This is a genomic window from candidate division KSB1 bacterium, assembly GCA_024655945.1.
Taxonomy (GTDB): Bacteria; Zhuqueibacterota; Zhuqueibacteria; order JANLFK01; family Oleimicrobiaceae; genus Oleimicrobium.
The window spans coordinates 396,150-422,015 of record JANLFK010000001.1 but is presented as its reverse complement, the minus strand read 5'-3'; the positions used below and the strand labels follow the sequence as shown (position 1 = coordinate 422,015).

20 protein-coding genes are annotated in these 25,866 nt (G+C 61.5%); 7 read left to right on the top strand and 13 right to left on the bottom strand.

The features are described from left to right. The first annotated feature begins 13 nt into the window (after positions 1–13). From pdxS to NUW13_01745, 5 genes are all read left to right on the top strand, one after another. Positions 14–898, top strand: a complete 885-nt coding sequence (pdxS, locus tag NUW13_01765; GenBank protein MCR4437756.1) for a pyridoxal 5'-phosphate synthase lyase subunit PdxS — start codon at positions 14–16, stop codon at positions 896–898. A gap of 19 nt (positions 899–917) precedes the next feature. Next, a complete protein-coding gene (gene pdxT / locus NUW13_01760) occupies positions 918–1,487 on the top strand; it encodes a pyridoxal 5'-phosphate synthase glutaminase subunit PdxT (protein MCR4437755.1) in 570 nt (189 codons plus the stop codon). 48 nt (positions 1,488–1,535) lie between these two features. Then, positions 1,536–1,982 (top strand): SoxR reducing system RseC family protein, encoded by a 447-nt coding sequence (locus tag NUW13_01755; GenBank protein MCR4437754.1) that lies wholly within the window; start codon positions 1,536–1,538, stop codon positions 1,980–1,982. A 97-nt stretch (positions 1,983–2,079) separates the two neighbouring features. Then, positions 2,080–6,015: a type IX secretion system sortase PorU gene (porU, locus tag NUW13_01750; GenBank protein MCR4437753.1), complete on the top strand. Its 3,936-nt coding sequence runs from the start codon at positions 2,080–2,082 to the stop codon at positions 6,013–6,015. A gap of 491 nt (positions 6,016–6,506) precedes the next feature. Continuing rightward, entirely contained in the window at positions 6,507–7,292 is a 786-nt protein-coding gene (locus NUW13_01745; GenBank protein ID MCR4437752.1) for a hypothetical protein, read from the top strand. Between the two features lie 160 nt (positions 7,293–7,452). On the opposite strand, the gene NUW13_01740 is transcribed toward NUW13_01745, so the two are convergent. From NUW13_01740 to NUW13_01680, 13 genes are all read right to left on the bottom strand, one after another. Continuing rightward, complete coding sequence (locus tag NUW13_01740) at positions 7,453–7,599, bottom strand: hypothetical protein (GenBank protein ID MCR4437751.1); 147 nt, start codon at positions 7,597–7,599, stop codon at positions 7,453–7,455. A 27-nt stretch (positions 7,600–7,626) separates the two neighbouring features. Beyond that, complete coding sequence (locus tag NUW13_01735; GenBank protein MCR4437750.1) at positions 7,627–8,001, bottom strand: porin family protein; 375 nt, start codon at positions 7,999–8,001, stop codon at positions 7,627–7,629. Between the two features lie 230 nt (positions 8,002–8,231). After that, complete coding sequence (gene hemW / locus NUW13_01730) at positions 8,232–9,392, bottom strand: radical SAM family heme chaperone HemW (GenBank protein ID MCR4437749.1); 1,161 nt, start codon at positions 9,390–9,392, stop codon at positions 8,232–8,234. Continuing rightward, on the bottom strand, positions 9,373–10,107 hold the full coding sequence (gene lepB, locus NUW13_01725) for a signal peptidase I (GenBank protein MCR4437748.1): 735 nt from the start codon (positions 10,105–10,107) through the stop codon (positions 9,373–9,375). The genes hemW and lepB overlap by 20 nt, the downstream gene beginning before the upstream one ends. Before the next feature lie 42 nt (positions 10,108–10,149). Continuing rightward, the gene (locus tag NUW13_01720; protein ID MCR4437747.1) at positions 10,150–11,790 is read right to left on the bottom strand and encodes a hypothetical protein; all 1,641 of its coding nucleotides are present in this window, start codon (positions 11,788–11,790) and stop codon (positions 10,150–10,152) included. Between the two features lie 6 nt (positions 11,791–11,796). Further along, positions 11,797–12,552 (bottom strand): ABC transporter ATP-binding protein, encoded by a 756-nt coding sequence (locus tag NUW13_01715; GenBank protein MCR4437746.1) that lies wholly within the window; start codon positions 12,550–12,552, stop codon positions 11,797–11,799. A 13-nt stretch (positions 12,553–12,565) separates the two neighbouring features. Further along, positions 12,566–14,359, bottom strand: a complete 1,794-nt coding sequence (gene lepA, locus NUW13_01710) for a translation elongation factor 4 (protein ID MCR4437745.1) — start codon at positions 14,357–14,359, stop codon at positions 12,566–12,568. A gap of 591 nt (positions 14,360–14,950) precedes the next feature. Further along, positions 14,951–16,474 carry a T9SS type A sorting domain-containing protein gene (locus tag NUW13_01705; protein MCR4437744.1) on the bottom strand — a complete coding sequence of 508 codons (1,524 nt, stop codon included), beginning with the start codon at positions 16,472–16,474 and terminating at the stop codon, positions 14,951–14,953. A gap of 41 nt (positions 16,475–16,515) precedes the next feature. After that, entirely contained in the window at positions 16,516–17,760 is a 1,245-nt protein-coding gene (locus tag NUW13_01700; protein MCR4437743.1) for a hypothetical protein, read from the bottom strand. Positions 17,761–17,840: 80 nt separating this feature from the next. Further along, the gene (locus tag NUW13_01695; protein ID MCR4437742.1) at positions 17,841–18,083 is read right to left on the bottom strand and encodes a hypothetical protein; all 243 of its coding nucleotides are present in this window, start codon (positions 18,081–18,083) and stop codon (positions 17,841–17,843) included. 302 nt (positions 18,084–18,385) lie between these two features. Continuing rightward, positions 18,386–20,917: a DEAD/DEAH box helicase gene (locus NUW13_01690; GenBank protein MCR4437741.1), complete on the bottom strand. Its 2,532-nt coding sequence runs from the start codon at positions 20,915–20,917 to the stop codon at positions 18,386–18,388. Between the two features lie 63 nt (positions 20,918–20,980). Next, positions 20,981–21,943, bottom strand: a complete 963-nt coding sequence (locus NUW13_01685) for an MBL fold metallo-hydrolase (GenBank protein ID MCR4437740.1) — start codon at positions 21,941–21,943, stop codon at positions 20,981–20,983. 429 nt (positions 21,944–22,372) lie between these two features. Continuing rightward, positions 22,373–23,308 carry a glycoside hydrolase family 5 protein gene (locus tag NUW13_01680; GenBank protein ID MCR4437739.1) on the bottom strand — a complete coding sequence of 312 codons (936 nt, stop codon included), beginning with the start codon at positions 23,306–23,308 and terminating at the stop codon, positions 22,373–22,375. A 330-nt stretch (positions 23,309–23,638) separates the two neighbouring features. Between NUW13_01680 and glmM the strand changes: the two genes are divergently transcribed. Together glmM and deoC are read left to right on the top strand one after the other, a co-directional pair. After that, positions 23,639–25,003: a phosphoglucosamine mutase gene (gene glmM / locus NUW13_01675; protein MCR4437738.1), complete on the top strand. Its 1,365-nt coding sequence runs from the start codon at positions 23,639–23,641 to the stop codon at positions 25,001–25,003. Positions 25,004–25,191: 188 nt separating this feature from the next. Beyond that, the gene (gene deoC, locus NUW13_01670) at positions 25,192–25,863 is read left to right on the top strand and encodes a deoxyribose-phosphate aldolase (GenBank protein ID MCR4437737.1); all 672 of its coding nucleotides are present in this window, start codon (positions 25,192–25,194) and stop codon (positions 25,861–25,863) included. Positions 25,864–25,866 lie beyond the last annotated feature (3 nt).

Below are 25,866 nucleotides of genomic sequence, written 5' to 3'. Positions count from 1 at the left end.
GAGGCTCTGATAGATGAAAACAGCCGAAGACATGAAGCTGAAGGTCGGCCTCGCCGAGATGCTGAAAGGCGGGGTGATCATGGACGTGACCAACGCCGAGCAGGCGAAGATCGCCGAGGACGCCGGCGCGGTGGCGGTCATGGCCCTGGAGCGCGTACCGGCTGACATCCGCGCCCAGGGTGGCGTGGCGCGCATGTCGGACCCGGCGGTCATCAAGGCCATCCAAAAGGCGGTGTCCATTCCGGTCATGGCCAAATGCCGCATCGGCCACTTTGCCGAGGCGCAGGTCCTCCAGGCCCTGGGCGTAGATTTCATCGACGAAAGCGAAGTGTTGACGCCAGCCGATGAGGAGCACCACATCGACAAGTGGAAGTTCAAAGTGCCTTTTGTGTGCGGCTGCCGCGATTTGGGAGAGGCCCTGCGGCGCATCGCCGAGGGGGCGGCCATGATCAGGACCAAAGGCGAGGCCGGCAGCGGCAACATCGTCGAAGCGGTGCGCCACATGCGCATGGTGCAGTCGGCCATCCGACGCATCACCACATTGGGCGATGAGGAGTTGGTGGCGGAAGCCAAACGCCTGGGGGCGCCAGTGGAACTGGTGCGCTACGTCAAGGAACACGGTCGCCTGCCCGTGCCAAACTTTGCTGCTGGAGGAGTGGCCACTCCAGCGGACGCCTCGCTCATGATGCAACTGGGCGCCGAGTCGGTCTTCGTGGGAAGCGGTATTTTCAAGTCCTCCGACCCCGCCAAACGCGCGAAGGCCATCGTCTCGGCTACGACCCATTATCTGGACTTTGACCTGATTGCGCGGGTGAGCGAAGGCCTCGGGGAACCGATGCGCGGCATCGATGTGGCCAGCCTGCCAGAACAAGAGCGCATGGCCGTGCGCGGATGGTAGGAGGCCCCTGGTGAAGCAACTGCGGATTGGCGTACTGGCTGTGCAGGGCGATTTCGAGAAGCATCAGCAGATGCTGGCGCACCTGGACGTGGTGCCGGTCTTGGTCAAAACGGCGGAGCAGCTGCGCAAGTGCCAGGCCCTGATCATCCCCGGAGGCGAATCAACCACCCTCAGCCTCATGCTGCGCAAGCACGGTCTCTGGGAAGAACTTAAGGCCTACGCTCGCGAACACCCGGTGTTCGGTACCTGCGCGGGACTGATTCTCCTTGCGAGCAAGGTGGACGGCACCGCTGTGGAGACCCTCGGTCTTATTGAGCTCCAGGCCAAACGGAATGCCTACGGCCGCCAGGTCAACTCGTTCATCGACACCGTCAAAGTGGATCTCGGCAACGGACCGTTTGATTACGAAGGGGTGTTTATCCGCGCGCCGAAAATTGTCGGCCTTGGCCAAGGTGTGCGGCCGCTGGCCTGGCATGGCGACGATGTGGTCATGGCCGAGCAAGGGAACCTCTTGGCAGCGAGCTTTCACCCCGAGCTAACCGAGGACCCGCGCATCCACGAATACTTTGTGCAAAAGGCGGCCGGGTAACGCGGTTGGAGGAGCGGGGAGCCAGTGGCTTCCGAGAAGGAGGTGGCAATGCGCGAATGTGGTGAAGTGGTGGCCGTCGCTGGCGAGTTCGCCCAGGTGAAGGTGATACGGGGCGACAAGTGCGGGGAATGCCGCGTGTGCCAGGCTCTGGGCGAGGGCGGCGGCGTGATGGAGGCGCGCAATACCATCGGCGCGGCGGTGGGCGATATGGTGGAAGTCGAAGTGAACCCGAAGGTCGTCGTGGGCCACTCGTTCCTCCTCTTCATCTTTCCGCTACTGCTTTTCCTTGTTGGCTACGCGCTGGGTCGGGCGGTTCCGTGGCCTGGCTTTATGAGTGCGGAGGCGCGCGGCATCAGCGTTGCATTCCTTAGTCTTGGGACAGGCTTCCTCCTCATCCGGGTCTACGACCGGCGCTTTGCCCGCGCCGGAAAGGGCGGCCCTGAAGTAGTGAGCTTCGCCGCGCCGCCCTTGCACGATATTTGGACTGCCCACTGAGCCGGCAGTGAGCATGCAGACAACGAGCCGACATCATCTTCTTGCGTTGGTGGTCTTGGTGTGTTTGGCTCTTTTGTCGCACGACCGCCAGGCCCCGATGGCACGGCAGGGCCCTGAGCATGATCTGCTGGTGGTCACTCACGCCGACGGCCTCACTCTCACCTTCTCGCCGCGCGAATGGTCCATTTCCACGGTGGCAAGAGACCGGAGGGAGTACACGGTCATCTCCTTCCGCGATGCGCAGTTGGTGGGTGAGGAGGGTGCACCGCAGCTGCCAGCCCGCGCCTTCATGGTCGGCGTCCCGCTCACAGGGGAGGTCACCGCCACCGTGACAGAGGCTCGCTACACAGAACTGCCGAGTGGTGAGCTATTGCCGCGGCCGCATCTCCGCCGCGACGAGGAGGGGCTGCCACAAGAGCACTTGGCGCCAGACAGTGCCATCTATGCGGCCGAAGTGTGGCCGGCTTCCCCAGTGGCGATATCCAATCCCGCTATGGTGCGGCAGCAGCGCGTAGTGAAAGTGACTTTCACGCCCGTCCAGTACCTGCCTGCTGCAAAACGCATTAGGCGCTACGAGCGCATTTCGGTGCGCCTGCGCTTTCAGGGCGAGGTGCAGGAGGCTCGAGGCTTCAGTTTGGCCCAGCCGCAGGAAGAGGACTTTTATCGAGAGCTTCTGGTCAACTATGAGCAGGCACGGGCGTGGCGCAAGGAACGTCAGCGGCGCGCGGTCGGAGTGCACAAGCCAAAAGCTGAAGGCCCTTGGTACAAGATCGTCGTCCGGGAGGACGGCGTCTACCGCATCGACGGAGCGCGGCTGGCAGCGGCTGGCGTCAACCTGGCCAGCATCGACCCTAAGACCCTGCGCCTGTTCAACAACGGAGGCCGAGAACTACCTCAGGCCCTCAGTGCTCCCCGTGCGGACAGCCTGATCGAAAACCCGATCCTCGTGTACGACGGCGGCGACAATCGCTTCGATAGCAATGACTATCTGTTGTTCTATGGCAAAGGGGTGCAAGGGTGGAGTTTCGATGCCGCTTCCAGGAGCTGGAGCCACTACATCAACCGCTACACCCAGGACAATGTCTATTGGCTGACCTGGGGGCAAGCGGTCGCCGGCAAAAGGGTGACGAGCGTCCCTTCGCCTTCGGCTGTCGGCGCCAAAGAGGTGACGAAATTCACCGACCACTTTTTCCTGGACCAGGACCTCCATAACCCCTTTGGCAGTGGCCTACTCTGGTTCGGTGCCCTGCTGACTCACGGCGACACGCGTACCTACAAGGTCGAGCTTCCCAATGCGGTGGCCGAGGACACGGCCCGGTTCGTATTCAATGTGGTCGCTGCTTCCTCGGGCCAACACACTTTCACCTTTACGGCCAACGGCCTGTCCCTGGGGAGCACCAGCCTGTCTAATTATTCTACCGAACAATACAAGGCAGTCAGCATAGGGAAGTGGGAGGGCTCCACCAACGGAAAGTTGGTGAGCGGCAGCAATGCGATCGCCGTGCGCCTCACCGGGGCCACCGCCATCGCTCAAGGCTATCTGGACTGGTTTGAGATTCACTACGCGCGCTCGCTGGTGGCGGTGAATGACCAACTCCTCATCTATGCGCCGCCAGGAGAGGGGGTTCAGCGATTTGCGGTACGGGGTTTCGGCCAGGGCGAGGTGGTGGTGCTGGATGTGTCAGACTTTTGGAACATCCGGCGCATCGAACCGCTCAGCGTGAGCGCCGGCACTGTCACCTTTGCCGATTCGGCGCGCATGCCCGACGGTAGGCGATACTTTCTGTTCGCCACCTCAGCGGTACGGACGCCGGTCTCCATCCGCGAGGACGCAGTCTCCCACCTCCGCGACCCGCAGAATGGCGCGGAGTTCGTGATTATCACCCATGATGACTTTTACCAGCAGGCCATGCTGCTCAAAAGCCTGCGCGAAACCTGGAACGCGGCGGCGCGGATGACCACCCAAGTGGTGCGCATCAGCGACGTCTACGACGAGTTCTCATGGGGCCTGACTGACCCCACGGCCATTCGGGATTTCTTGAAGTACGCCTACCACAACTGGGCCCAGGCGCCCACCCACGTCTTGCTTTTCGGGGATGGGGACTATGACTACCGCAACATAGTTAGCCAGGCGGATGCCAACTGGATCCCGCCCTACGAGAACAGTCACACCGTCAAGGACTACTCCATTACCTCGGAAGATTGGTTCACCTACGTCTCGGGCAACGACGAGCAGCCAGACCTGGCCATCGGCCGCTTGACGGCACGGTCGCCAGCAGAAGCACAGGAGATGGTGAACAAAGTTGTTTCCTATGAGACCAACCCCTTCTACGGCGACTGGCGCAATAGTGTGACGATGGTGGGCGACGATGAGCTGGTCCTTGGCGGAGTAGGAAACGAGCTGATGCACACGCAGCAGGCGGAATCACTTGCCGAGGATGCCATACCCAAATTGTTCGACGTGAGCAAGGTGTACTTGGTGGAATATCCAGCGGTGCGCAGCCCTGCGATTTCCGGGGTGGTCAAACCTGCTGCCAACCAGGCTCTTCTGGACCAGATTAACAAGGGCAGCCTGATCATCAACTTCGTGGGCCACGGCAACCCACAGCTGTGGACGCACGAACGGGTGCTCAACTCACCTGTTGATTTTCCCAAGATCCAGAATGGGCTGCGATTCGGCTTGTGGATTGCCGCCACGTGCAGCTTCGGCCGCTTCGATGACCCCTACGAACAGAGTATGGCGGAAGAGCTTGTTGCCGCCGAGGGCAGAGGGGCCATTGCCGTGCTCGCTGCTGCCCGCGACGCCTGGTCACAACAGAACGCCGACTTGAACAAGCGCTTCTTAGTGAGACTATTCGCCAACTATGCAACCAAGGGAACGGTGCGCACCCTCGGGGAGGCGTTGTGGTTAGCCAAACTGGCGACTGCCTCGGCAGAGAACGAGGACCGCTACGTGATCCTCGGAGATCCCACGTTGCGCATCGCGGCGCCGCGGTATCAGGCGGCCATCGAATCCGTGCAGCCGGACAGCATCGCCGCCTTGGCGGTAACCACCGTGACCGGCAGGATCTACCGCAACGGAGCTCCGTGGGATGACTTCGCCGGTCAAGCCCTGGTGAAGGTCTTCGACACGCGTCGACCACGGACGTACACCGTGGAAGGCGGAGGAACCTTGAGCTATGTCCTGCCGGGAAATGTGCTCTTTCGCGGGCAAGCCAAAGTGGAGCAAGGTCGCTTTGCCATCAAGTTCATCGTTCCCAAGGACATTTCCTACGGCGGCGCCGATGCGCGCGTGAGCGTCTACTTTTGGGGAAAGGAAGGTGATGGCGCAGGCTACCGCAGCGGCTTGCGCGTCGGGGGCACAGGTGCCCAGGTGGTGGACTCCCAGGGCCCGCACATCGTCATCGGCTTCAAGGATAGGGATTTTGCCAGCGGCGAGTACGTGGGCCCGAACCCAGTCATCAGGGTGGAGATCGCCGACTCTCTGAGCGGCGTGAACGTCGCCGGTGACATCGGGCACAAGATCACCATGGTGCTGGATGGGCGAGAAGAAGAGCGCAAAGACCTCACCGAGTTCTTTAACTATGACGAAGGGAGCTGGACCAAAGGTAGCCTCGAATACCAGCTCTTTGACCTCGCCGAGGGGGCGCACACGGTGACGATTAAGGCTTGGGACAATTCCAACAACTCCGGCGTCGCCACGGCGACGTTCGAGGTGGTGGCCCTGCGAGAGCTGAAGATCAGCGATGTGGTCAACTTCCCCAACCCGTTTCGGGAACGAACCGACTTTACCTTCGTCGTGAGCAGAGAGGCCGAGGTGACCATCAGCGTTTACACGCTGGCGGGTCGGCTGGTGAGGAAGATCAGAGCGCAGGCGATGAGCAACTTCAACGCCATTCTGTGGGACGGTCGGGATGAGGACAGTGACGAGTTAGCCAACGGCCTCTACCTGTACCGCATCGTGGCCCGCGCCCAGGGAAGCGATGGTCCCACCTCTGCAGAAGCCATTGGCAAGCTGGTGATTGCCCGGTAGGCGAAAGGCTTGTTCGGGCTGAAGCGGCCTTGCCATCTCCCCTCGCATCGGGTCCCAGTCATCTTCACTTCGCCGGAGACCTCGATTCTTCTCCCCTTCGATGAGAGCATGGTGAGCTCCCGGGCTCTCGACCGGAATTGCATGTAGGCAAGGACCTTCTCTGCCCAGAAGGTAGTAAGCTGGCTCTTTCCGGCATGGCTCCAGTGCGCACGCCTGCTCATTACGGAGCCGACTGGCCCTCGGCGTGCGAGTGGGCCCACCAGCCTGCTGCAAGAGAGGCGACCAGAAATGGGCGCCTCGCCACCTTTGGTGGCACCTCAGGCAACTGGGGCCTGAGGGCCTTGGCGCATCCCTTTCGGTTCCTGAGCTGTTGGCCGCCGGCACCTCATTGCTGAACCGCGTTCAAATATCATTTGACTTTTTCAGGGAAAATTCGTACAATAGGCAGCGTTTTCCGGTTGGAGTGTATCAGAAACTCGAGGAGGAACGTCATGAGCTACCGAATCGTCGGTGTGGTTGCGCTTCTAATGGGCTTGGCGGGCATGGTCCTCGCGCAGGAGGCCATCATGGAGGGCACCGCCGCAGATTGGTTGGCACGGGGCGACCAGAGCTACGAGAATTTTGACAATAAGGGCGCGCTGGAAGCCTACAAGAGGGCCACTATTGCCGACAGCAACAAGTGCGAGGCCTGGTGGAAGTTGGCACGCGCCTATGTGGACGTGGGAGAGCAGGCGGACAAGGCGCAGCGCCGCCAGTTCTATTCCCTGGGCGAAAAGGCGGCGCGCAGGGCGGTGGCTCTCTGCCCAAATGAGGCGGAGGCTCATTTCCAACTGGCCGTTGCGGTAGGGCGCGTGGCGCTGGACGTTGGTGGGAAGACTAAGGTCGAGCTGTCCAAAGAGGTGAAGGCAGAAGGGGAGAAGACCTTGTCGCTCAATCCGGAGCATGACGGGGCGCTGCACCTGCTGGGGCGCTGGCACCGCGAAGTGGCGAACCTGAGTGGTGTGCTGAAGGCCTTTGCGAAAGTGCTCTACGGCGGTCTGCCTTCGGCCTCCAATGAGGAGGCCATCGCCTACTTCCAGAAGGCCATTGCCATCAAGCCGGAGCACATCAATCACCACCTGGAACTGGCGCGCACCTACAAGATGGTGGGCAATTGGCAGGCAGCCAAGAAGCACTACGAGCAAGTTATCGCCTTACCAGTGGCCGACGCCGACGACCCGACCTACAAGGAAGAAGCGAAGCAAGAGTTGCAGGAGGTGGAGAAGAAGCTGCATTGAGGTTGTCTTCTTGCAGGGCATGGAAAAGGGCTGGCCGCTATTGGCCAGCCCTTTTTGCTATGAGCGACACCGGCGAGTGCTGAGGGGAGGAAACGGCGGTGTGCGAGGCGCCTCTTGTTTCCATAAACTGCCCTCGCCGGACACCCCTTGGCTGCGTTCCCTACAGCCGGATGAGCAGTCCTAAGGTGGCGGCGTAAAAGTCCGCTTTTACCTCTTCGCTTCCGGGCACGGCAGAGAAGTCATAGTCGAGGAAAACGTAGCGCACGTCCCCTGCCAGGCGCAGGTTGCCGCCGAGAGGTATTTCCAATCCCGCGCCAAAGTGCCAGCCAAATTGTTACTCGTATTCCGGTTCTCGGGCCAAGAGCCCGCCGAGGGGTGCGTATTCAACCTTGGTGTTGTACCAACCAGCGCCAATCAGGCCATAGAGGAAGGGCAACGGGTAGACTAAACCGGTGACCATCACCGGCCAGCTGGTGACGGTGACCCGTCCCCGCATGTACTCTTCCTTGCGAAGGTCCACCGAGCCCTCAACGGCGAGGGCGGAGCTGAGGCGCAGGCGTGCGGCGGCGCCAGCAAAGAGCTTCCCCTCGTCGGCGTCCTGGGCCTTGTAGTACCCCACACGGGGCCCGAGCGAGAAGGGTCCGCCCGCCATGGCGGCAATGGGGATAAGCATTACAGCGGCGAGGGTGAGAACAGCGACTCTTGCCATGGGACTCTCCTCCTAGTTGGTGGAAAGCGACTGCTGCAGCATGCATCCGGATCTGACATCCGGCAATACCGTGTGACCTGGAGCCTCATGGAGTCTGCGCCCATTTCCTGCTGCCTCATGATACGGGCTTTCGGCAAGAGCGTTGGTGAGCGAAGTCACATTTTCGCCAACTTCTGCCTCGGCGCCTCTCTTGCCTCGAAAGCCAGGAGAGGAACGCTGCCGAATTCCGTCTATGCCAAGAGCCTGCACACTTCCTCGTGCACGAGAAAGCCATAGTGCGTCAGGCGAATTCGCTCCGCGTCTAACAGGGCAAGCGGGTGCTTGCCGTCCGGAGACAGGCGAGCAGCGCCCTCCAGGGCCCTACGCGCTGATTCAGGAGGCAGGCTGCGCAGTTCAAGCCCTTCTGCGGTGCGCAGGGCAAGCATGATGGTCTCCAAGCGCCCCTGCTCACCAGTGAGGACCTCTCTTTCTTGCACGGGCAGGGAATCATGCGCCAAGGCCTGGCAGTACGCGCTCACGTCCGCTACGTTCCACCAGCGCTGGTTGCCGTGGAAAGAGTGGGCCGAGGGCCCGAGGCCAAGGTAAGGGTGGCGCTGCCAGTACTGCATGTTGTGCCGACATCGAGAGCCTGGTTTGGCGTAGTTGGAAATTTCATAGTGCTCGTAACCATTCGCCGTCAGGAGGTCATGGGCAAGGAGGTACATCCTCTTCTCTTCTTCGGTACCCACCGGCCTGAGCGCTCCCCTTGCCACCGCCTGTGCCATCGGCGTGCACGGTTCCAGCGTCAGCGCGTAGGTGGAGAGGTGCTCGGGAGACCAGTCGATGACCTTGCGCAGGGTCGCTTCCCAACTTGCCGTTGTTTGACCCGGGATACCGAAAATGAGGTCTACGCTCAGGTTGTCGAACCCGGCTTCGCGCGCCTGGCGGAAGGTTCGCTCCGCTTCGGCGGCGGTGTGCAGCCTGCCAAGGGTGTGCAGCTCACCCTCGTGCAATGACTGCACGCCCAGGCTCAGGCGGTTGACGCCCACCGTGCGGAGCGCGCAAAGCTGACTGGCCGACAGAGTCGCGGGGTTGGCCTCCAGGGTCACTTCCGCACCGGAGTGGAGGCGGAAGAGTGAGTCCACGGCTGAGAAGATCGTGGACAGTTGCGCCGGCGTGAGCAGAGAAGGTGTTCCGCCGCCGATGTAAAGGGTAGTGAAGGGGGTGCCGGCAAGCGGGCCCTGCTTCGCCCAAAGACGCATCTCGCGCTGGAGTGCAGCAAGAAAGTGTTCGGCCTCTTCGGTACGGAAAGGGACGGAATAGAAGTCGCAGTATGGGCACTTGCGCCGGCAGAAGGGCACATGGACGTAGAGGCCAGCCGGCGGCAGCGGCTCAGCGGATGATCCTGCCAAGGCGGAACCACCTGATCTTCTTGGTGAAGTTGTACAGGGGCACGCGGGAATCCCAAGAAAAGTAGATAATCATTGCCTCGCCGAGCACGTTGTCGAAAGGCAAGGGCCCCCAGAAGCGGCTGTCAGCGCTGTTGTCGCGGTTGTCTCCCATCATGAACAGGTGGCCGCGCGGCACCACAATCGGGCCGAAGTTGTCAAAGCTCCTGCTGCGCATCTCGTAGTGGCGGATGTTGTACTTCTGGCCTCGCTCGGTGGTGATGCGGTACTCCAGCACGTAATGGCCGTCCTCCGGGTCGTAGCGCCGCCCAATCAATTCCTTCTTGCCCTCGGGCTTGCCGTTGATGTAAAGGTCGCCGTTGCGCACTTCGATCGTGTCGCCGGCCAGGCCAACGCAGCGCTTGATGTAGTCAAGCCGCTCGTCCAACGGGTACTTGAAGACGATGACCTCACCGCGTTTGGGTTGCTTTATCGCCGGCAAGCGGGTATGGGGAATCTTCGCTTTCACCAAAGGCAGGCTGCTCGGCGTGCGCACGCCGTAGATGAACTTGTTCACCATGAGAAAGTCGCCGATCAACAACGTGTCCTTCATTGATCCGGTGGGTATGCGAAACGCCTGGATGACGAGGATGCGCAAGATGAGTGCTGCCACGACAGCAACCGCCACTGCCTCCGCGTATTCCCTCATCAGGCCCTTTTTCCGTCCGGTACTTTCCATTGGCATTTCCGTTCCTTTCCTTGTTGCCATAGCCGATGCAGCTCAGTGAAGCCAGGCCATAGTGTCCACACGACGCCCTGCCGCCAGGAGCGAGGCTGCTGCTGCCCCGATGCTCAGGCTCAAGAGGACGAGGGCGCCACACAGCAATGCCACTACTTGTTCGGCTCCGAGAAGGGTGTGGGCCAATAAATAGACCAGCGCCCCGAGTCCGCCGAGGAGGGCAAGGTAGACCAGCGGCACAACGGCCGAGAGCAAGCCGCCGCCCACGGTGATCATGCGCTTGGGGCTTTCCCAGTCGAAATCAGCGAAGTAGGCCCCCAACAAAAGTCCGAGGCCGCCCGTGCCCAGGCAGACCAGCGAGGCAAGCCCGAATGCGCCCAGCCCTCTGCTCAGGGGGTGGGCGAACAGGATGGTGACCACGACTGTGCCAAACAACGCGACCGTGGTTCCCAGGAGCCACGCGAGAGAGAGTTTGGCCGCCAAGAGGCGCGTAGGCCGCTGGGGCGCGATCTTGGTCAGGTAGAAGGCCTTCCCTTCCAGAGGGATGAGCCGCGCGGCGATTCCCACCGTGCTCATCGCGCTGAACAGAACGACGAAGATCAGGGGCATGAGCAACTCGAGCCGGGAGAGTTGTTCTCCTTCGGTATCCCGTTTGAGAATGAACGTCATCACGACCATCATCGCGGCGAGCATGACGAGCTGCATCAGCTGGGTGGGCTCACGGCGCAGCAGCCGCGCGTCCCGCAGAAAGGCGGCGCGGAAAAGAGAGCCAGCGTGGCCGGCCCTTGCCAGCCTACGACTTGGCACTTCGCTGCCTCTGCTGAGTGGGGCCGCTTCTTCCTTTCCTACGCCGCGTGCGTAGATGCTATCCACCAGCGCGACACTCACTACGATCATGGCTGCGGTGCTGCCGGCCAACAGCACAGCGGCCAGGCTCGCGCTCGTCCAGTGGCCCGCCAACAGACCGGCGATAATGGTTGCCGCCCACCCTGCAGGTGTCACGGCGAATAGATTGGAACGGGTCAAGGCGAGCAGCCCTGTGACCCCTCCAGGTCCACTGGCATCCAGCGAGCTACGGAGCAGCTGCATCCCCGTCCACACGGCCAGGAAGACCAAGGCCAACGCCACGCTCATCACCTCTTGCGCACGTCGCACCGGAAGCAGATGCACGGCAAGCAGCGCCACCATCGCCGAGAGGCTCGTGGGTACGGCCACAAACACAGTGGCTACCGCCAGCATGAGCGGATAGTACCACCAGGCAGCGTTCTGCGCCGCGCCAAAGCTCAAGAGGAGAGGGAAGCCAAGCATCAAGAACATCGACGAGTTGCTGACGGTTGCCTCTACCAGCTTGTACAAGAACAGGGTGCGCCGCCGGATGGGCGCGGAAAGGAGCAGGGGCAGATCCTGCGAGACGAAAAGAATGTGGATGCAGATGGTGGTACCGCTCAGCAGGAGTGCCACCAGCAGGGCAAAAAGGAGCACCGCCAGCACTTTTCCTGTAGCCTGCGGGCCCGCAACCTGTGCTATGGCCTGGAACATCGCCTGCGTGCCCTGGAACACGTAGCCCACGAAAAAGAGCCACAGTGCCACGAGCAAGACTGTGCGCAGGCGCCTGGTGCCCTCGACCCTGCGCAGCAGGTTGATGTACATGCGGAGCCTGTTGCGGAGCAGGAAAAGCAGCATGGGCCTCTAACTCTCCTCCAGATACTTGAGCACCTCCCGGTACTCGTCCCCGCCGGTGAGCTCAAGGAAGATGTCTTCCAACGACTGGCGGCGCGACGACTTCCCGCGCAGCTCTGCCATTGTGCCAAGGGCAATCAGCTTCCCTTTGTCGATGATCCCCACGCGGTCGCACATCGACTCGGCAATCTCGAGGATGTGGGTGGACATAAACACCGTGACCCCACGCTGCACCAGGCCCTTGAGCAGACTCTTCAGATTCCGTGCGCTCTTCGGGTCAAGGCCCACGGTTGGCTCGTCGAGGAACAAGACTTTCGAGTCATGAATGAGAGCGCCGCTCAGCGCGATTTTCTGCTTCATGCCATGCGAGTAGGTTTCGATGAGGCGGTCGATGTGGCCTGCCAAATCGAAAAGCTCCACCAGGTGCTCGAAGCGACGCACGGCCGTCGCGCGGTCGACACGGTAGAGGTCGGCCATGAAGAAGAGGAACTCACGTCCGGTGAGCTTGGGATAGACGTACGGCCGTTCCGGCACTAGGCCAAGGCAGCCCTTTGCTTGCAGCGGCTGCGTGGCCACGTCGAACCCGTTGATGCGCACGTGCCCACGATCCGGCCGCAACAGGCCAGTCATGAGCTTAATCGTGGTGGTCTTGCCGGCGCCATTGGGCCCGAGAAAGACAAAGAGCTCCCCTTCGACCGTCAGCGATAATCCATCAACGGCCAGTGTGGAACCGTAGCGCTTGCTCAAGTCTTCGGCGACAATCATAGGCTCTCGTCATTTACACTTTCAGCACGGCGAGGAAGGCCTCTTGGGGAATCTCCACGCGGCCCAACTGCCGCATACGTTTCTTGCCTTCCTTTTGTTTCTCCAGAAGCTTCCGCTTCCGGGTGATGTCCCCGCCATAGCACTTGGCCGTCACCTTTTTGCGCAGCGGACTGATGCTGGCGCGGGCGATGACCCTGCTGCCGATGGCCGCCTGGATGACGATCTGAAACAGCTGCCGCGGAATGAGCTCGCGCAGCTTCTCGCACACGCGTCGGCCCCACTCGTAAGCCTTGTCCCGGTGTACCACCACCGAAAGGGCGTCCACTACCTCGCCGTTGAGCAGCACGTCCAATTTGACCAGATCGCCCGGCTTGTAGGCGAGGAACTCATAGTCGAACGACGCATAGCCCCGCGACACCGATTTCAGCCGGTCGTAGAAGTCGAAAATCACCTCGGCCAGCGGGAACTCGTAGTGCAAATGGGCGCGCGTCGGGTCAAGATACTCAGTGGTGACGAAAACGCCGCGCCGCTCCTGCACCAATTGCATGATGCTGCCGATGTACTCGGCCGGCGTGAGGATGTGCGCGGCAATGTACGGCTCCTCGATGAGGGCGATGTCGCCGGCAGGGGGCATTTGCGCGGGGTTTTCGACCCACATGACCCCGCCGTTCTTGCGGGTGACTCGGAACTTGACGTTGGGGACGGTGGTGATGAGGTTGAGGTTGTATTCCCTCTCCAACCGTTCCTGGACAATCTCCATGTGCAGCAGGCCCAAGAAGCCACACCTGAAGCCGAAGCCGAGCGCCACCGACGTCTCCGGCTCGAAGTGAAGGGAGCTGTCATTGAGGCTGAGGCGCTCCAAGGCCTTGCGCAGCTCATCGTAGCTCTCGGCCACCGCCGGGTACAGGCCACTGAAGACCATCGGCTTGACCTCCTTGAACCCGGGAAGCGGTGCCGCTGCCGGCCGTGCTGCGTCGGTAATGGTGTCGCCCACCTTGGTGTCCCGCACCTCCTTGATGCCGGCAATCACGTAGCCTACCTCCCCGGCGCAAAGCTTCGGCCGTTTGATCTGGCGCAACTGCAGGATGCCTACCTCTTCAACCTCAAACTCCTTGCCTGAGGAAAAGAGCCGGATGCGTGAGCCGACGCCGATTTCGCCGTTCACCACCCTGACGTAGGCAACGGCCCCGCGATAGCTGTTGAACATAGAATCGAAAATGAGCGCCTGAAGAGGAGCCGAGACGTCTCCTCGTGGCGGCGGGATGCGCGCCACAACCGCCTCCAGCACCTCCTCTATGCCGAGGCCGTGTTTGGCACTCGCCAGGAGGATCTCCTGTTCCGCGATGCCGAGGATTTCCACAATCTGGCGTTTGACAAGCTCCACTTGCGCGTTGGAGAGATCGATCTTGTTGATGACTGGCACGATTTCGAGGTCGTTTTCCAAGGCCAGATAGAGGTTGCTGATGGTCTGCGCCTCGACCCCTTGGGCAGCATCCACCACCAGAATAGCCCCTTCGCAGGCAGCCAGACTGCGCGAAACCTCGTAGGAAAAATCCACGTGGCCAGGGGTGTCGATGAGGTTGAGGGTGTACCGCTGCCCGTCGCGCGCCGTGTAGTTCATGGTCACCGCGTGCGATTTGATGGTGATGCCGCGCTCGCGCTCCAGGTCCATGTTGTCCAACACCTGCTCCACCATCTCCTCTTTGCTCAGTGTGCCGGTGAGCTCAAGAAGGCGGTCGGCCAGGGTCGACTTGCCATGGTCGATGTGGGCGATGATGCAAAAGTTGCGAATCTTGTCACTGATCATAAAGGCTCCAACGGCAAAAGGACGCGCCTAATTTATCAAATAACATGCAGGAAATCAACCTCATTATGCCGGCGTGTGATGCGCGCAGGTGGAAAAAGCTGTGGTCCTTTGACCAGCCTCTCGATCGCGTTTCCGGAATGGCGGGATTTGGTCGTGAGGCCCTTCGTGCAGTGGCGGCGTGCGGAAAATCTCGCGTGCCGCAGAGGCAATTTTCATGAGGATTCAAACAGACGATGGAGAGGGGCCACACAGAGCGGAGTGTGCCTGGGTCACGAGAACGCCCCACGAAGGCTGGCGCTTCTCCTGCAGTGGTCGTGTGAGAAAGCGGGGGCTTCCCCTGCGATGTGGCGGGGACGAGCTGCCAGAGGGCGGCCGCTTCGCCGTGTGTCGAGTCCTCAGTGACATGAGTCGGCCACAGCTAAGAAGGGCGTACTTCCGCCTCCGAGCCGCTTCGACCCATTAGCCCTGGCAGCAGCAGGCGCGCTGGGTCCTCTTTCGCTGCAACGAAAGCAGACCCGGCGCCCCAGGCTCCTACCCCGCTGGGTCTTCTGCGTGTAATCGGTGTTTGTTGATGCGCGCAAACCTGGATGATTACCTTAGCAGGAGCGCCTTTGTCCAGCGCACGTTGTTGTCCGAACTCAGACGGCAGAAATACAGGCCGCTGGGGAGACGGGCTGCTGCCCAGTGCACCACGTGCTCGCCGGGCTCGTAGAGGCCATTGAGGAGGGTGGCTACCAGCCGGCCGCGGGCATCAAACACCTCCAACCTGACGTGGCTCGCATTGCTCAGAGAAATATGCATGGTGGTGGCATCGTTGAAGGGATTCGGGTAAATGTGCCCCACCAGGTACTCGCTCCGTCCCTCCGACACAGCGGGCCCCACTGCGGTGCTTCTGCCCAGAGTGTCTACCTTGACGACGGAGATGTCCGCATTCCCAAGGGAAAGGGAATAGAAGGGGTTGGAATTTGCGTCCTTCCAGCCGGCAATCACGATTCCCCCATCCGATGTCGGGATGATGGAATAGGGGTCATCATTGAGCGGCCACCCCCACCACTTCGTCCACAGGGTGTCGCCTGTGCCGGTGAGGCGAAGTAGCCACCAGTTGTCATAATTCATCTCCGGTGTCTGCACACCTTGGGAGTAGGCGGCCAGGTAGTATCCGCCATCTCTGCTCTGGAGGATGCTCAGCCCTCCGTCGTAGCGGTGGACGTAGCCGATGGTCTTGCTCCAGCTGACCTCCGCTTCCTGGTCCAGTTTCACCAGCCAGACGTCAGGGTTGGGAAAAGTGTCGGTCATGCAGGTGGCACCACAGAGAATGGCGCCACCGTCTGTTGTTGTGGCCACCTGACTGAAAGTGTTCTTCCTGCCTCGGTCAAAGACACGGCGTTTGAGCACATTGCCCGCGCTGTCAACAAGAAAGTAGCTGCAGAAGTTCTCCTGGAGCAATCCTCCGCAGTGAGCCACGCAGCTGTGAGCGGCGATGAGGTAGCCGCCAGAGTGGAAGGGGATGATCCCTGCTCCGGCGTCATCAAAACCGAAATCATAGGTTCGGGTCCAGACGGTGTCGCCTTGGGCATCCAGCTTCAGAAGCCACACGTCCTTGCCGCCGTGCTGCGTGCCGAAGGACGCGGTATTGCCCAGAATGACGTAGCTTCCATCCGAGTTCTGGAGAATCTCGTTGCCATTGTCCTCTTGGTTCTTGCCGAACCTTTTGTCAAGGAGGCAGTTGCCGTCCTGGTCATACTTGAGGAACCAGACCTGTCGCCCAAGGGGGGCCTGGTAGCGGGTTCCGGTCAGGAGGAGTTCCTCGTTGCTGCCCAAGGCAATTCCCCATAGGAAGTCCGCTGCTCCTCCCAGCCCGGTGCTGCCCACTTGTCGTGTCCACAGAGTGTCGCCGCTTGCAGAGAGCTTGATGATCAGCCCGTCGATTTCCCATGGGGTCGCGCCCATGGTGAACCCGCACAGGACGTACTCGCCCGACAGAGTTTCGACCACACGGCCAGTGGCGAACTCGGCTCTGTCGGGTTGACCGTACTGCCGTTCCCACAAGCTGACCTGGCCTTGGCTCTCTGCAGCCACGCAGATGAAGAGCATCAGCAGTGGCAGAAGTCTCACGGGAGGTCCCTCCGGTTATCTCACCACTTGCATCGTCTTACTCACCGCAAAGGAGCCGGCGCGCAGACGATAGACATACAGGCCGCTGGGCAAGTTTTCGGCGGAGAAACCAACAGCGTGCTCCCCGGCAGGTAGGTCTGCCTCCGCCACTTTGGCCAAGCGACGGCCGAGAAGGTCGAAAACCTCCAGTTGCACGTGTGCATCATGCGCAAGACAGAAGCCAAAAGTTGTGGCGGCATTGAACGGATTGGGGTAGTTTTGCCAAAGGAGCGGGCCGGTGGGCAGGAGAAAACAGCCTCTTCTACGCCCGTGAGGGTTGCAGCCAGCTGCGGGGTGGTGTTGCCGGTAAAGGTTCGATCGGCGAGTTCATAGATGGCCGCAGCCACAGTGATGTTTGTCGGAAGAGAGTCAGGGTCAGGTTCGAGCGCTGATCTGATCGTCAGGTGGTCCAATGGCGCGAAGGCGTCGTTGTCCGCCGCTGAAGGGAAGGCGTGTCCGAGGGCGTATTCCACGTATGCGCGATCGGGGTTGAGGCGTGTCAACCGAGCGCCCGCCGTGCGCAATCCTTCATACTGAATGAGCACATGGGGATGCTCGGGAGCGCTCTGCACGTGGTCGGTGTCTGCGGCGGCAACCAGGAACATGAGGTTGGGAAGCAAGCGCACCACTTCCGAGAGCCAACCCTCGGCATTCCGGTATTGCCAGAAGACCTCGCTCTCCGCCGGCGAAGCAATGTGAGAAGGGAGAGGCAGAGGGAGCAGATGCTTCTCTACCGCTGCACGAATGACGCGGTTGGAGTAGTAAACCCTTGCGCCAGAGGGGGTCCTCCAGAGGTGAGGGTTGAGGAGAAAGTCGCTGCCGCTGTCCAGGGCGCCATTGCGGTTGATGTCAAAGTACAGCCCCCCGCGTAGCGCCGCCATTTCGAGCGCCACTTGCAGCGTGTCGCAGTAGGCCAAAGAGCTCATGTCCCATGTCCCGCTGTCGGGATCATACGCCGGATTGACCCGAGGATTGAGGTATGGACTCGCCAGACGCCCGCCACACTCGGCGTTGGCCATGCCGTCACCCACCGGCGACTCCCAGTTCACGATCCAGGCGAGTCCGGCAAGCTCGCTCCCATGTATGCCTGCCACGCCCAGGGTGGCATTGCCGCCGTTGGACCAGCCGACCAAGCCGATATTTGTGCTCAGGGGCACAATGGGAGGGACCAATTGGGCGAGACCCCTGCCCGCAGTGTCTGTGCTCAGGCCGAAGGCAAAACGCACGATGTCCCGGAGGGCCTTCAAACAGTTGATGCCGTGCTCATCATAGATGCCGCCGCTGGCTGTTGCCCCTGTGCCCCCGCCAGGGAAGTTGAAGCGGATCTCTATACAGCCCGGTAGCGACCAGGGGGGCGACGCGACAGAAAGGCCTCCCGAAGCAAAACCACCCGGAACATGGATGACCACGGGCGCACCGGGGGGCCATAACGGGCGCTTGCCGGCACGGTGATGCGGATGAATATCCCTTGCGCCCGCCGGCTTTCGGACGGGATGCGCGTGTCGACCGCGCTCTGTGCCCAAGCCTGCACCACCAAGAGAACGACGACAAGACAGCTCAGGGAACGCATGCCACAGCACCTCCTTTCGCCCATGCCTATTCAGATCAGTCGCCTTTCCCACCGCTCCACCCTGACCGCACCCGAGGATGATGGGCACGAGAGACCGGAAAATCGCCTCTTGCCAAAGGGCCGCAGCTCAGCCCCCCGGGGACTCCAGCCCGGCGACGATGTACGCCCGCGCCGAGCAGTGCCTCAACGCGTAGGCGGGCACTACGGCGCCGCGCAAAGCTGAACGAAAGCCCGTCTTTGGCATGGTCGGCGGCATTCTCCCCAGCTTTTCCCTCCTGGGATGACTTCCTCCTGCGAGGAACTCACGACCGTCTGGCCCGGGCGAAAAACTCGCGCAGCGCGGCGAACACCTCTTCGGTGGACCCGGTGACCAGCCGGCACTTGGGCAGCGAGCCCAGGAAGACGCTGCCGTAGCTTTTCAGGACGACGCGCTTGTCGAAAATGAGTACGCAGCCGCGATCGGTCTTGCGGCGAATCAGGCGGCCGAAGCCTTGCTTGAACTTGAGGGTGGCCCAGGGTACCGTGTACTCCGTGAACGGGTTGCCGCCGCGGTTCTTGAGCGCTTCCACCCGGGCCTCCACCAACGGTTCTGTGGGAACCTGAAACGGCAGCTTGGTGATAATCACCGACTCCAGCGCTTCACCCTCGACGTCAACCCCTTGCCAAAAGCTGTCGGTGCCGAAGAGGACCGAAGTCGTGTCCCTGCGGAAACGCTCCAACAGGCGGTGACGATCCTCTGCACCTTGTTTCAGGGCAACGATGCCATGCTCCATGAGCAGTGGATCCAACTGGCGGTGGATTTTGTTGAGGAGGCCGTAGGAGGTGAAAAGGACGAAGGCGCGCCCCTCGGAAATGAGCAGCGCCCGCAGCACGAGCTCGGCCAGTGCCGCTGCATAGTCGTGGTCGCGCGGATCAGGAATGTCCAAGGGTACACCCAGAAGCACATGCCGCTCGAAGTCAAACGGCGCGGGGAGCATGAGCTCCAGACGTTTTTCCACCAGCCCGGCGCCGGTGCGCTCGTTGACAAATTCGAAACTGCCGGCGACCGTCATGGTGGCAGAGGTCATGACCACGGTCTGGAAGCGCTCGAACACCGCGGTGCGCATCATCTGGCCGATTTCCAATGGCGCGCTGAGCAGCCGGACTATGTTGTCGCGCTGCCCCGCCTTCACCTCGATCCACCGCGTGTGCGCCTCGTCGGAACCAAAGAGGATGTCCTCGATGGTGTCGGCGGCCGCCTCCAAGCGCTCGCTTGCCGCCCGTAGTTCGATGGCAAGCGAGCAAAAGTCCTCCTCCACATATCTGCTGGCGCGGTCCAGGATCCCCAAGAAATCTTTTGCCCTGCTGGCGAACTGGCGAAGGCCAGCGCAGAGGGCACGCACCTTTTCTTCTCCTTCGCCGCCCAGGAGCAGTCGCTGCGCGAGCGGGGTCAAGCGCAGTTTGACTTCGCCTTCTTGTTCCTCGGCCTGCGCGCGCACGCCCTGCCAGAGCGACTCCATGACCGCACTGTTGTCCTCGAGCAACTGGTCCGCCAGCGGCACGAGAGTGCGTTCGATGAGGCTGGTGGCTTCCCGCAAAAGCTCCATGGGCAGCACATCACTGTGTTTGTGCACCTTGGCACGAGCCAGGTGGAGCAGCCCTCTGTGCTCGTCTTTTCCTGGACGATGAAAGCGGCGCAGCATGCGCGCCAGCCCAGCGCGCGTGATGCGGCTGCCGAAGTAGCTACTTGCCACCTCCTCGATATTGTGGGCTTCGTCAAAGATGATGTGTCGGTAAGGGGGCAGAACTGCTGCTTCGCCCAAGTTGCCGAGCTGGTTGCGAACAGCAAGATCGGCAAAGAGCAGGTGGTGATTGGCGACTAGGATATGCGCCTGTGCGGCCTGCCGGCGGGCGCGGTTCACAAAGCACGAGCTAAAGTGCTGACACTTGGCGCGCAGGCATGTGTCGCTCTCGGAAGCGATGGCCTCCCACACTTCGTTGCGCGGCATGATGGGCAAGTCAGCCCTGCTGCCGTCCTTGGTGACCTTCGTCCAGGCGATAAGCGCTCGCACTTCGTCGGCATTTTCTTCGTTGAGCAACAGCTCGGGTTCGCGCTCAAGTTCAGCTACCTTGCGCAGGCAGGCGTAGTTACCCCGACCCTTCACCAGCACGGCCCTAAACTTTATGTCCAACGCCCGCTGCAAGAAAGGGATGTCTTTGTTGATAATCTGCTCTTGCAGATTGATGGTGTGTGTGGAGACCACGCAGCGCTGCTTGTTGCGCACGCTCCAGTAGATGGCCGGTAGCAGATACGCCAACGTCTTGCCCGTGCCGGTTCCCGCCTCGATGACCGCCAACCGGTGTTCGTTGAAGGCCTGACACACCGCCTCGATCATCTCCACCTGCTGGGGGCGGTCTTCGTAGCCGGAAAGCTTGGCCGCGATCGGCCCATGGGGCGCGATGAGCGAGGCAATCTCATCACGGTCTAAGGGGATCTCTTTTTCGGGTGGGCTCGGCTCGACTACCACATAGATTTCGTCAACCTCGTTGTTGACGATGTAGAAGGCCACGCCGAACTGGCCCACGCGCGAGGCCACCGCCAGGTCGGCCTCCGAAGGAGTGAGGGGGCCGTAAGGGTGGTTGTGGATGACCGCATCGCCTGGCTTCGCCAGGTGCGTCGCTGCCGGCACGGCTTCCTGGTTGCCGCGAGCCAGGACCCGCACCTGGCGCACCGTGCCATCGTCTTCCCCTTCGCCGAGGAGGAAGACTTCGTTGCCACCGGCATCGGCTATCGCCTGGCGAATGGCAGCGGCAGCCTCCTCGGAAAGATAGTCTGTGACCTCAACCACAGCCATCTCTTCGCACCTCAGCGACCTGACGCGCCGGAATACAGGTGACGCACTCTGCAACTTGGCGCATCACAGCAGCGAAAGCTGTTGTTCTCCGCTGCCCAGCTCCTGGGCGGCAAAGCCTTCGGCGCGCAGATACACCGGGAATTCAGAAAATCCGTGGGTGGTGAAGACCTGTTTTGGCCGCACCTTGCGTACGAATTCGATGAGTTCGTCAAAGTCGGCATGGTCGCTGAAAGGCAGCGCCTCGTCGGCTCCATAGCGATACTTGGCAGCCGGGTCTGCTGCCCATCCGGAGAGGAGCAACGTGCGCAGGCGGGGAATCGAGCCCACCGAGCGGTAGCGCAGCGCCTGCGGCGGGATGACCAACACCTCGCCGCGCAGCGAGCCATAGTCCCAGGGCTCGCAGTTCCTAAACTCGATGCCAAACTCGCGGTAGATGAGGGCCAGTTCCCACATCGCCGGCCAGGCCTTCACCCGAAAGCCATGGTCACCCAGCAGCTTCATGGCCTCCTGGCCCTTGCCCAACGAATAGGCCAGAACTGCCGGCACGGCTCCCCACAGGAGCGTTTCCTCAACAAAATGCACCAGCCCCGCAATCAAAGTGTCGCGATCCAGGAACCGATACTCTGATTTGCCGAAAGTGCACTCCATGATGAGAATGTCAGCTTGCGGAATTTGGATCGACTCGGCGGTGGCGCTCTCGCGAAGCTTAAAGTCGCCGGTGTACAACAGGCTGACCCCGTTGCGTTCGATAAGGATCATCGAAGAGCCGAGGATGTGCCCCGAGGGGTAGAGCTCGATGGTGAAGCCGTCTAGCTCGAACGGCTGACGATAGGCCACTTCCTGCACCTGCACCTGGCGCTGGCGCTGCTGGAAGAAGCGGGCAGTGGGCGCAGTGGCAATGATGCGATTATGGCTCTTCAGGTGGTCGGCGTGCCCATGGGAAACGTACGAAAAGTCGACTTTGTGCTCGGCGTCCAGCCAGAGCTCAGAGCCCGACAGGCGAATGCCCCGGTCGTAGGTAAACAAGCAATCCCTCCATTGATGGTGCACAGCGTGATGAGTACGACAGGGTACCTCCGAGGCGGTCTTGAGCCTCCATGCACCTTTAAATATAGGGAAGTCTAGCGACAAAACAAACGGTTTTTGCTTAGCACTGATGCGAGCGCCGTGCATGTTCCTGAAGGTAATACCGGTTGGTTTGCTGACGGCCCTCAGAGGATGCGCGCGGCCAGCGTTTCGGGTGGAAAGGTTCGTCAAGCGCGCCCCTGCCGTAGAAGGCCGAGGCCATCAGCGCGAGGCCATTGAGGAATTTGGCGGTCAGAACCGCTTGGCACCCCTCAATCGGCAAGGTCCCTCGCCCGCGCAAAACCGGTGCGGAAGCCGTGCGGCGGCGCGCGGCAGGTGGTGTGGGCTCCCGTAGCCTGCACCCTCGTTCGGCAACGTGCGCCTTGGCCTTCACGGGATGAGCGCGCGGAGCAGAGGGTGGTGCCAGTCGTTAGCATTGCGGTCATAGACGCCGAACCCGGCGCAAAACTCCCAATAGCACCAGCTCATGCCGTACTTTTCCGCCTGCCTGGCCACGAAGCTCGTCCACAGGGCACGGGAGTTCATGTCTGCCTTGCTGTAGGCGCCAAACTCGCCGACAAAAAGGGGGCGATTGTGCTGCTCGGCCCATAGCTTGGCTCGTACCAACTCCAGCTCAATGGCGTTTTTCTGCTGCGGGGTGCCGGTCCAGGTCGTCCCCAACCACGCCTGGCTCCCCTGTACCCACTCTGCGCCCTGGTGGGTGAACTGAAAGGGATTGTAGTAGTGGAACGTGACGATGATGCCTCTTTCTTCCTCAGGCAGCTGGAGCGACTCCAGTGCGCCCACTGCGTTCCACTGCCCAGGGCCGATGATCAGAATGCGATAGGGATCGCTTGCCCGCACCGCCGCGATGGCCTCGGGCAAGATAGCGTCCCACAACTCGGCGGTGAGACTGCCACAGGGTTCGTTGAGCAATTCGAAGAAGAGCTCGGCAGGGCAGTCTCGGTAATGCTGGGCAATCTGCCGCCAGAGGGAGAGGAACCGCTCCCTGTGGCCGGCCGGGTTCTCCATCATCTCTTCGTAATGGTGGATGTTCAGCACCACTGCCAGGCCGCGCTGCAGAGCCTGGCCAACCGCCCAATCCACGCGCTCCATAAAGGTTGGGTCGATGGCAAACGGTTCCTTGTTAGAGGCGTGCGCGGACCAGCGCACAGGGATCCTCACCGCTGTGAACCCTGCTTCCTTGATCAGCTGAAAATACCTCTCCTCGAGCACCACGCCCCATTCGCCCTCGTTGGGAGCCTCGAGGGCATTGCCTAGATTCACTCCCCGGGCCAGAAGGGCATTCTGGACGAAAGGATCCAATGGTGACTGCGCAGGCGCAGGCGGAGATTGTGTTTGCAGGGGACTCTTGTCCCTGGCGCAGCAGCACACGCAGGCGAGAACAAGGAGTGCGGCCTCAGTGTTTCGGAGTTTCCTGCTCATCGCTTTTCCCTCCGTTCGGCAGAAGGACTGAGAAGCCTCTTGCTGATGCAATGGCAATATAGGCGGCGAAGGCCGCATAGTCAAGCAAAATGTTCTGCCCTCGCTGGGTCAGCCGGGCGGCCTTCCGGCAAAAATTCGTTGCGTTTTCAGGACAAATTGTTTATCTTGAGGTGCTCGAAACCGTGGACAGCAACAAAGGGAGCCATGTCCGTGAGCAGCGAAAGGTTGATGATCTCTGTGTCCGGTATCCGGGGCACCGTGGGCGGAAGTCTTACTCCAGAGATAGTGCTGCGTTATGCGCAGGCGTTCGGTACCCTGGTGGGCGATGGCGCAGTGGTGGTGGGCAGGGACTCCCGGGTGACCGGTGACATGGTGAAACATGCCGTGTGTGCCGGCCTGCTCTCGGTGGGGCGCCATGTCATCGATCTCGGCATCGTGCCTACGCCGACTACGCAATTGGCCGTGGAAAAGCTCCATGCGCGTGGCGGCATCGTCGTCACCGCCAGCCATAACCCCATTCAATGGAATGCCCTGAAGCTGGTCGCCAGCGACGGTCTCTTCCTCGGTCCCCAGCAAGGGGAGGAAGTGAACAGGCTCGTGCGAGAGGGGCCTATCCCGTTGGCCACCTGGGACCGCGTGGGAAAGGTGCAGGCCTATGAGCGCGCCGCCGCAGACCACATCGAGGCCATAGAAAAGGTCTCCGTGATCGACGTGACAGCCATCCGCCGCAGAAGGTTTCGCGTGGTGGTGGACTGTTGCCACGGGGCGGGCGGCGTGATTATGCCCATGCTGTGCGAGCGGCTGGGCTGCGCGGCGCATTTCCTCTACCGAGAACCGACCGGGCTGTTTCCGCGCAATCCCGAGCCACGGCCAGAAAACCTCACCGAATTGTGCGCCGCGGTGCGCTCCCTTGGTGCCGATATCGGCTTCGCCGTCGACCCGGATGTGGACCGACTCGCCATCGTCTCAGAGAAGGGTCAGCCTTTGGGCGAGGACTATACGCTGGTGCTGGCCGTCAAGCTCATCCTCGGCAAGCGCCCGGGCAAGGTGGTGGTGAACGCCTCAACCACCCGTGCCATCGACGATGTGGCAGCGGCCTATTTGGCTGAGGTGGTGCGGGCCAAGGTCGGCGAGGTCAACGTGGCGCTGAAAGCGCGCGCGGTGGGGGCGGTGATCGCCGGCGAGGGCAACGGTGGGGTCATGCTGCCAGAGCTCCACCTGGGCCGCGACGCCCCCCTAGGTGTTGCGCTGACCCTCCAGCACCTGGTAGAATTCGGCGGCACCGTCTCCGAACTCAACGCAACCTTGCCGCAGTACGAGATGGTCAAACACAGGGTCGAATTGGGTACGGGGATAGACCCAGGAGCAGTCGTGCAAAAGCTTGCGCAGGAACATCGCGGGGGACAGTTGGACCTGCTCGACGGGGTGAAGGTCCTCTACGAGCGGTCATGGGTCCACGTGCGTCCGTCAAACACCGAGCCCATCATTCGCATCATCGCCGAGGCACCGAGCGCCGCGCAAGCCCAGGCCCTCGTCGAGGAGATGAAGGTGGAAATTGCCCGGCTTTTGGCATAGGGAAGGGTATGGAAACCACATCAGACAACGTGCAGCGCTTGGTGGAGCGCGTGGCAGAACCTTTGTCTCCCTGCAGTGAAGTCACCACGGGCACCTGCACCAACTGTCAGCAGTGCAGCGTGCGCAACCCTGCGGCAGTGGATGCCATCGTGCGCAGCGGCGCAGCGCGCATAGGGGCAAGTTTGGGGATGGCCAGGCCGGCCGCCGAACTGGCAAGACTCATCGACCACACCTTGCTGAAGCCTGATGCCAGCAGGCAGCAGATAGTCCGTCTGTGCGAAGAGGCAGTGCAGTACGGCTTTGCCAGTATCTGCGTCAACCCGTGTTGGGCAAAGTTGTGCGCCGCCGCCGTGCGGGGGTCAGGAGTACTGGTCTGCTCGGTAGTGGGCTTTCCTTTGGGTGCCAATCTCATGCGGGTCAAGGCCATAGAAGCGGCGCGCGCGGTGCAAGACGGCGCCGACGAGATCGACATGGTCATGAACATCGGCATGCTCAAGTCCGGGGAGCACCGCTACGTGGAAGAGGACATTCGCGGGGTGGTGCGGGCGGCAGCTCCCGCCCACGTCAAAGTCATCATCGAGGCGTGCCTGCTCACCGACGCGGAAAAAATCCATGCCTGCCTGCTGGCACAGAGGGCAGGGGCACATTTTGTAAAGACCTCCACGGGCTTCAGCACTGGCGGAGCCACGGCTGCCGATGTGGCCCTCATGCGTCGCGTGGTGGGCACCAGCATGGGGGTAAAAGCCGCCGGGGGCATCCGTGACTTCGAGGCTGCACAGGCCATGGTGGCGGCAGGAGCAGACCGCATTGGCGCCAGCGCCAGCGTCAGCATCGTGTCCGGCCAGCAAGCGACCTCCTGAGCG

Excerpts from the sequence above, each read along its gene's own strand:
- lepB (MCR4437748.1), bottom strand. The coding sequence starts at position 10,107 with ATGGAAAGTACCGGACGGAAAAAGGGCCTGATGAGGGAATACGCGGAG.
- pdxS (MCR4437756.1), top strand. The coding sequence starts at position 14 with ATGAAAACAGCCGAAGACATGAAGCTGAAGGTCGGCCTCGCCGAGATG.
- deoC (MCR4437737.1), top strand. The coding sequence starts at position 25,192 with ATGGCCAGGCCGGCCGCCGAACTGGCAAGACTCATCGACCACACCTTG.
- NUW13_01755 (MCR4437754.1), top strand. The coding sequence starts at position 1,536 with ATGCGCGAATGTGGTGAAGTGGTGGCCGTCGCTGGCGAGTTCGCCCAG.
- porU (MCR4437753.1), top strand. The coding sequence starts at position 2,080 with ATGGCACGGCAGGGCCCTGAGCATGATCTGCTGGTGGTCACTCACGCC.
- NUW13_01715 (MCR4437746.1), bottom strand. The coding sequence starts at position 12,552 with ATGATTGTCGCCGAAGACTTGAGCAAGCGCTACGGTTCCACACTGGCC.
- NUW13_01690 (MCR4437741.1), bottom strand. The coding sequence starts at position 20,917 with ATGGCTGTGGTTGAGGTCACAGACTATCTTTCCGAGGAGGCTGCCGCT.
- NUW13_01745 (MCR4437752.1), top strand. The coding sequence starts at position 6,507 with ATGAGCTACCGAATCGTCGGTGTGGTTGCGCTTCTAATGGGCTTGGCG.
- NUW13_01695 (MCR4437742.1), bottom strand. The coding sequence starts at position 18,083 with ATGCGTTCCCTGAGCTGTCTTGTCGTCGTTCTCTTGGTGGTGCAGGCT.
- lepA (MCR4437745.1), bottom strand. The coding sequence starts at position 14,359 with ATGATCAGTGACAAGATTCGCAACTTTTGCATCATCGCCCACATCGAC.
- NUW13_01720 (MCR4437747.1), bottom strand. The coding sequence starts at position 11,790 with ATGCTGCTTTTCCTGCTCCGCAACAGGCTCCGCATGTACATCAACCTG.
- NUW13_01735 (MCR4437750.1), bottom strand. The coding sequence starts at position 8,001 with ATGGCAAGAGTCGCTGTTCTCACCCTCGCCGCTGTAATGCTTATCCCC.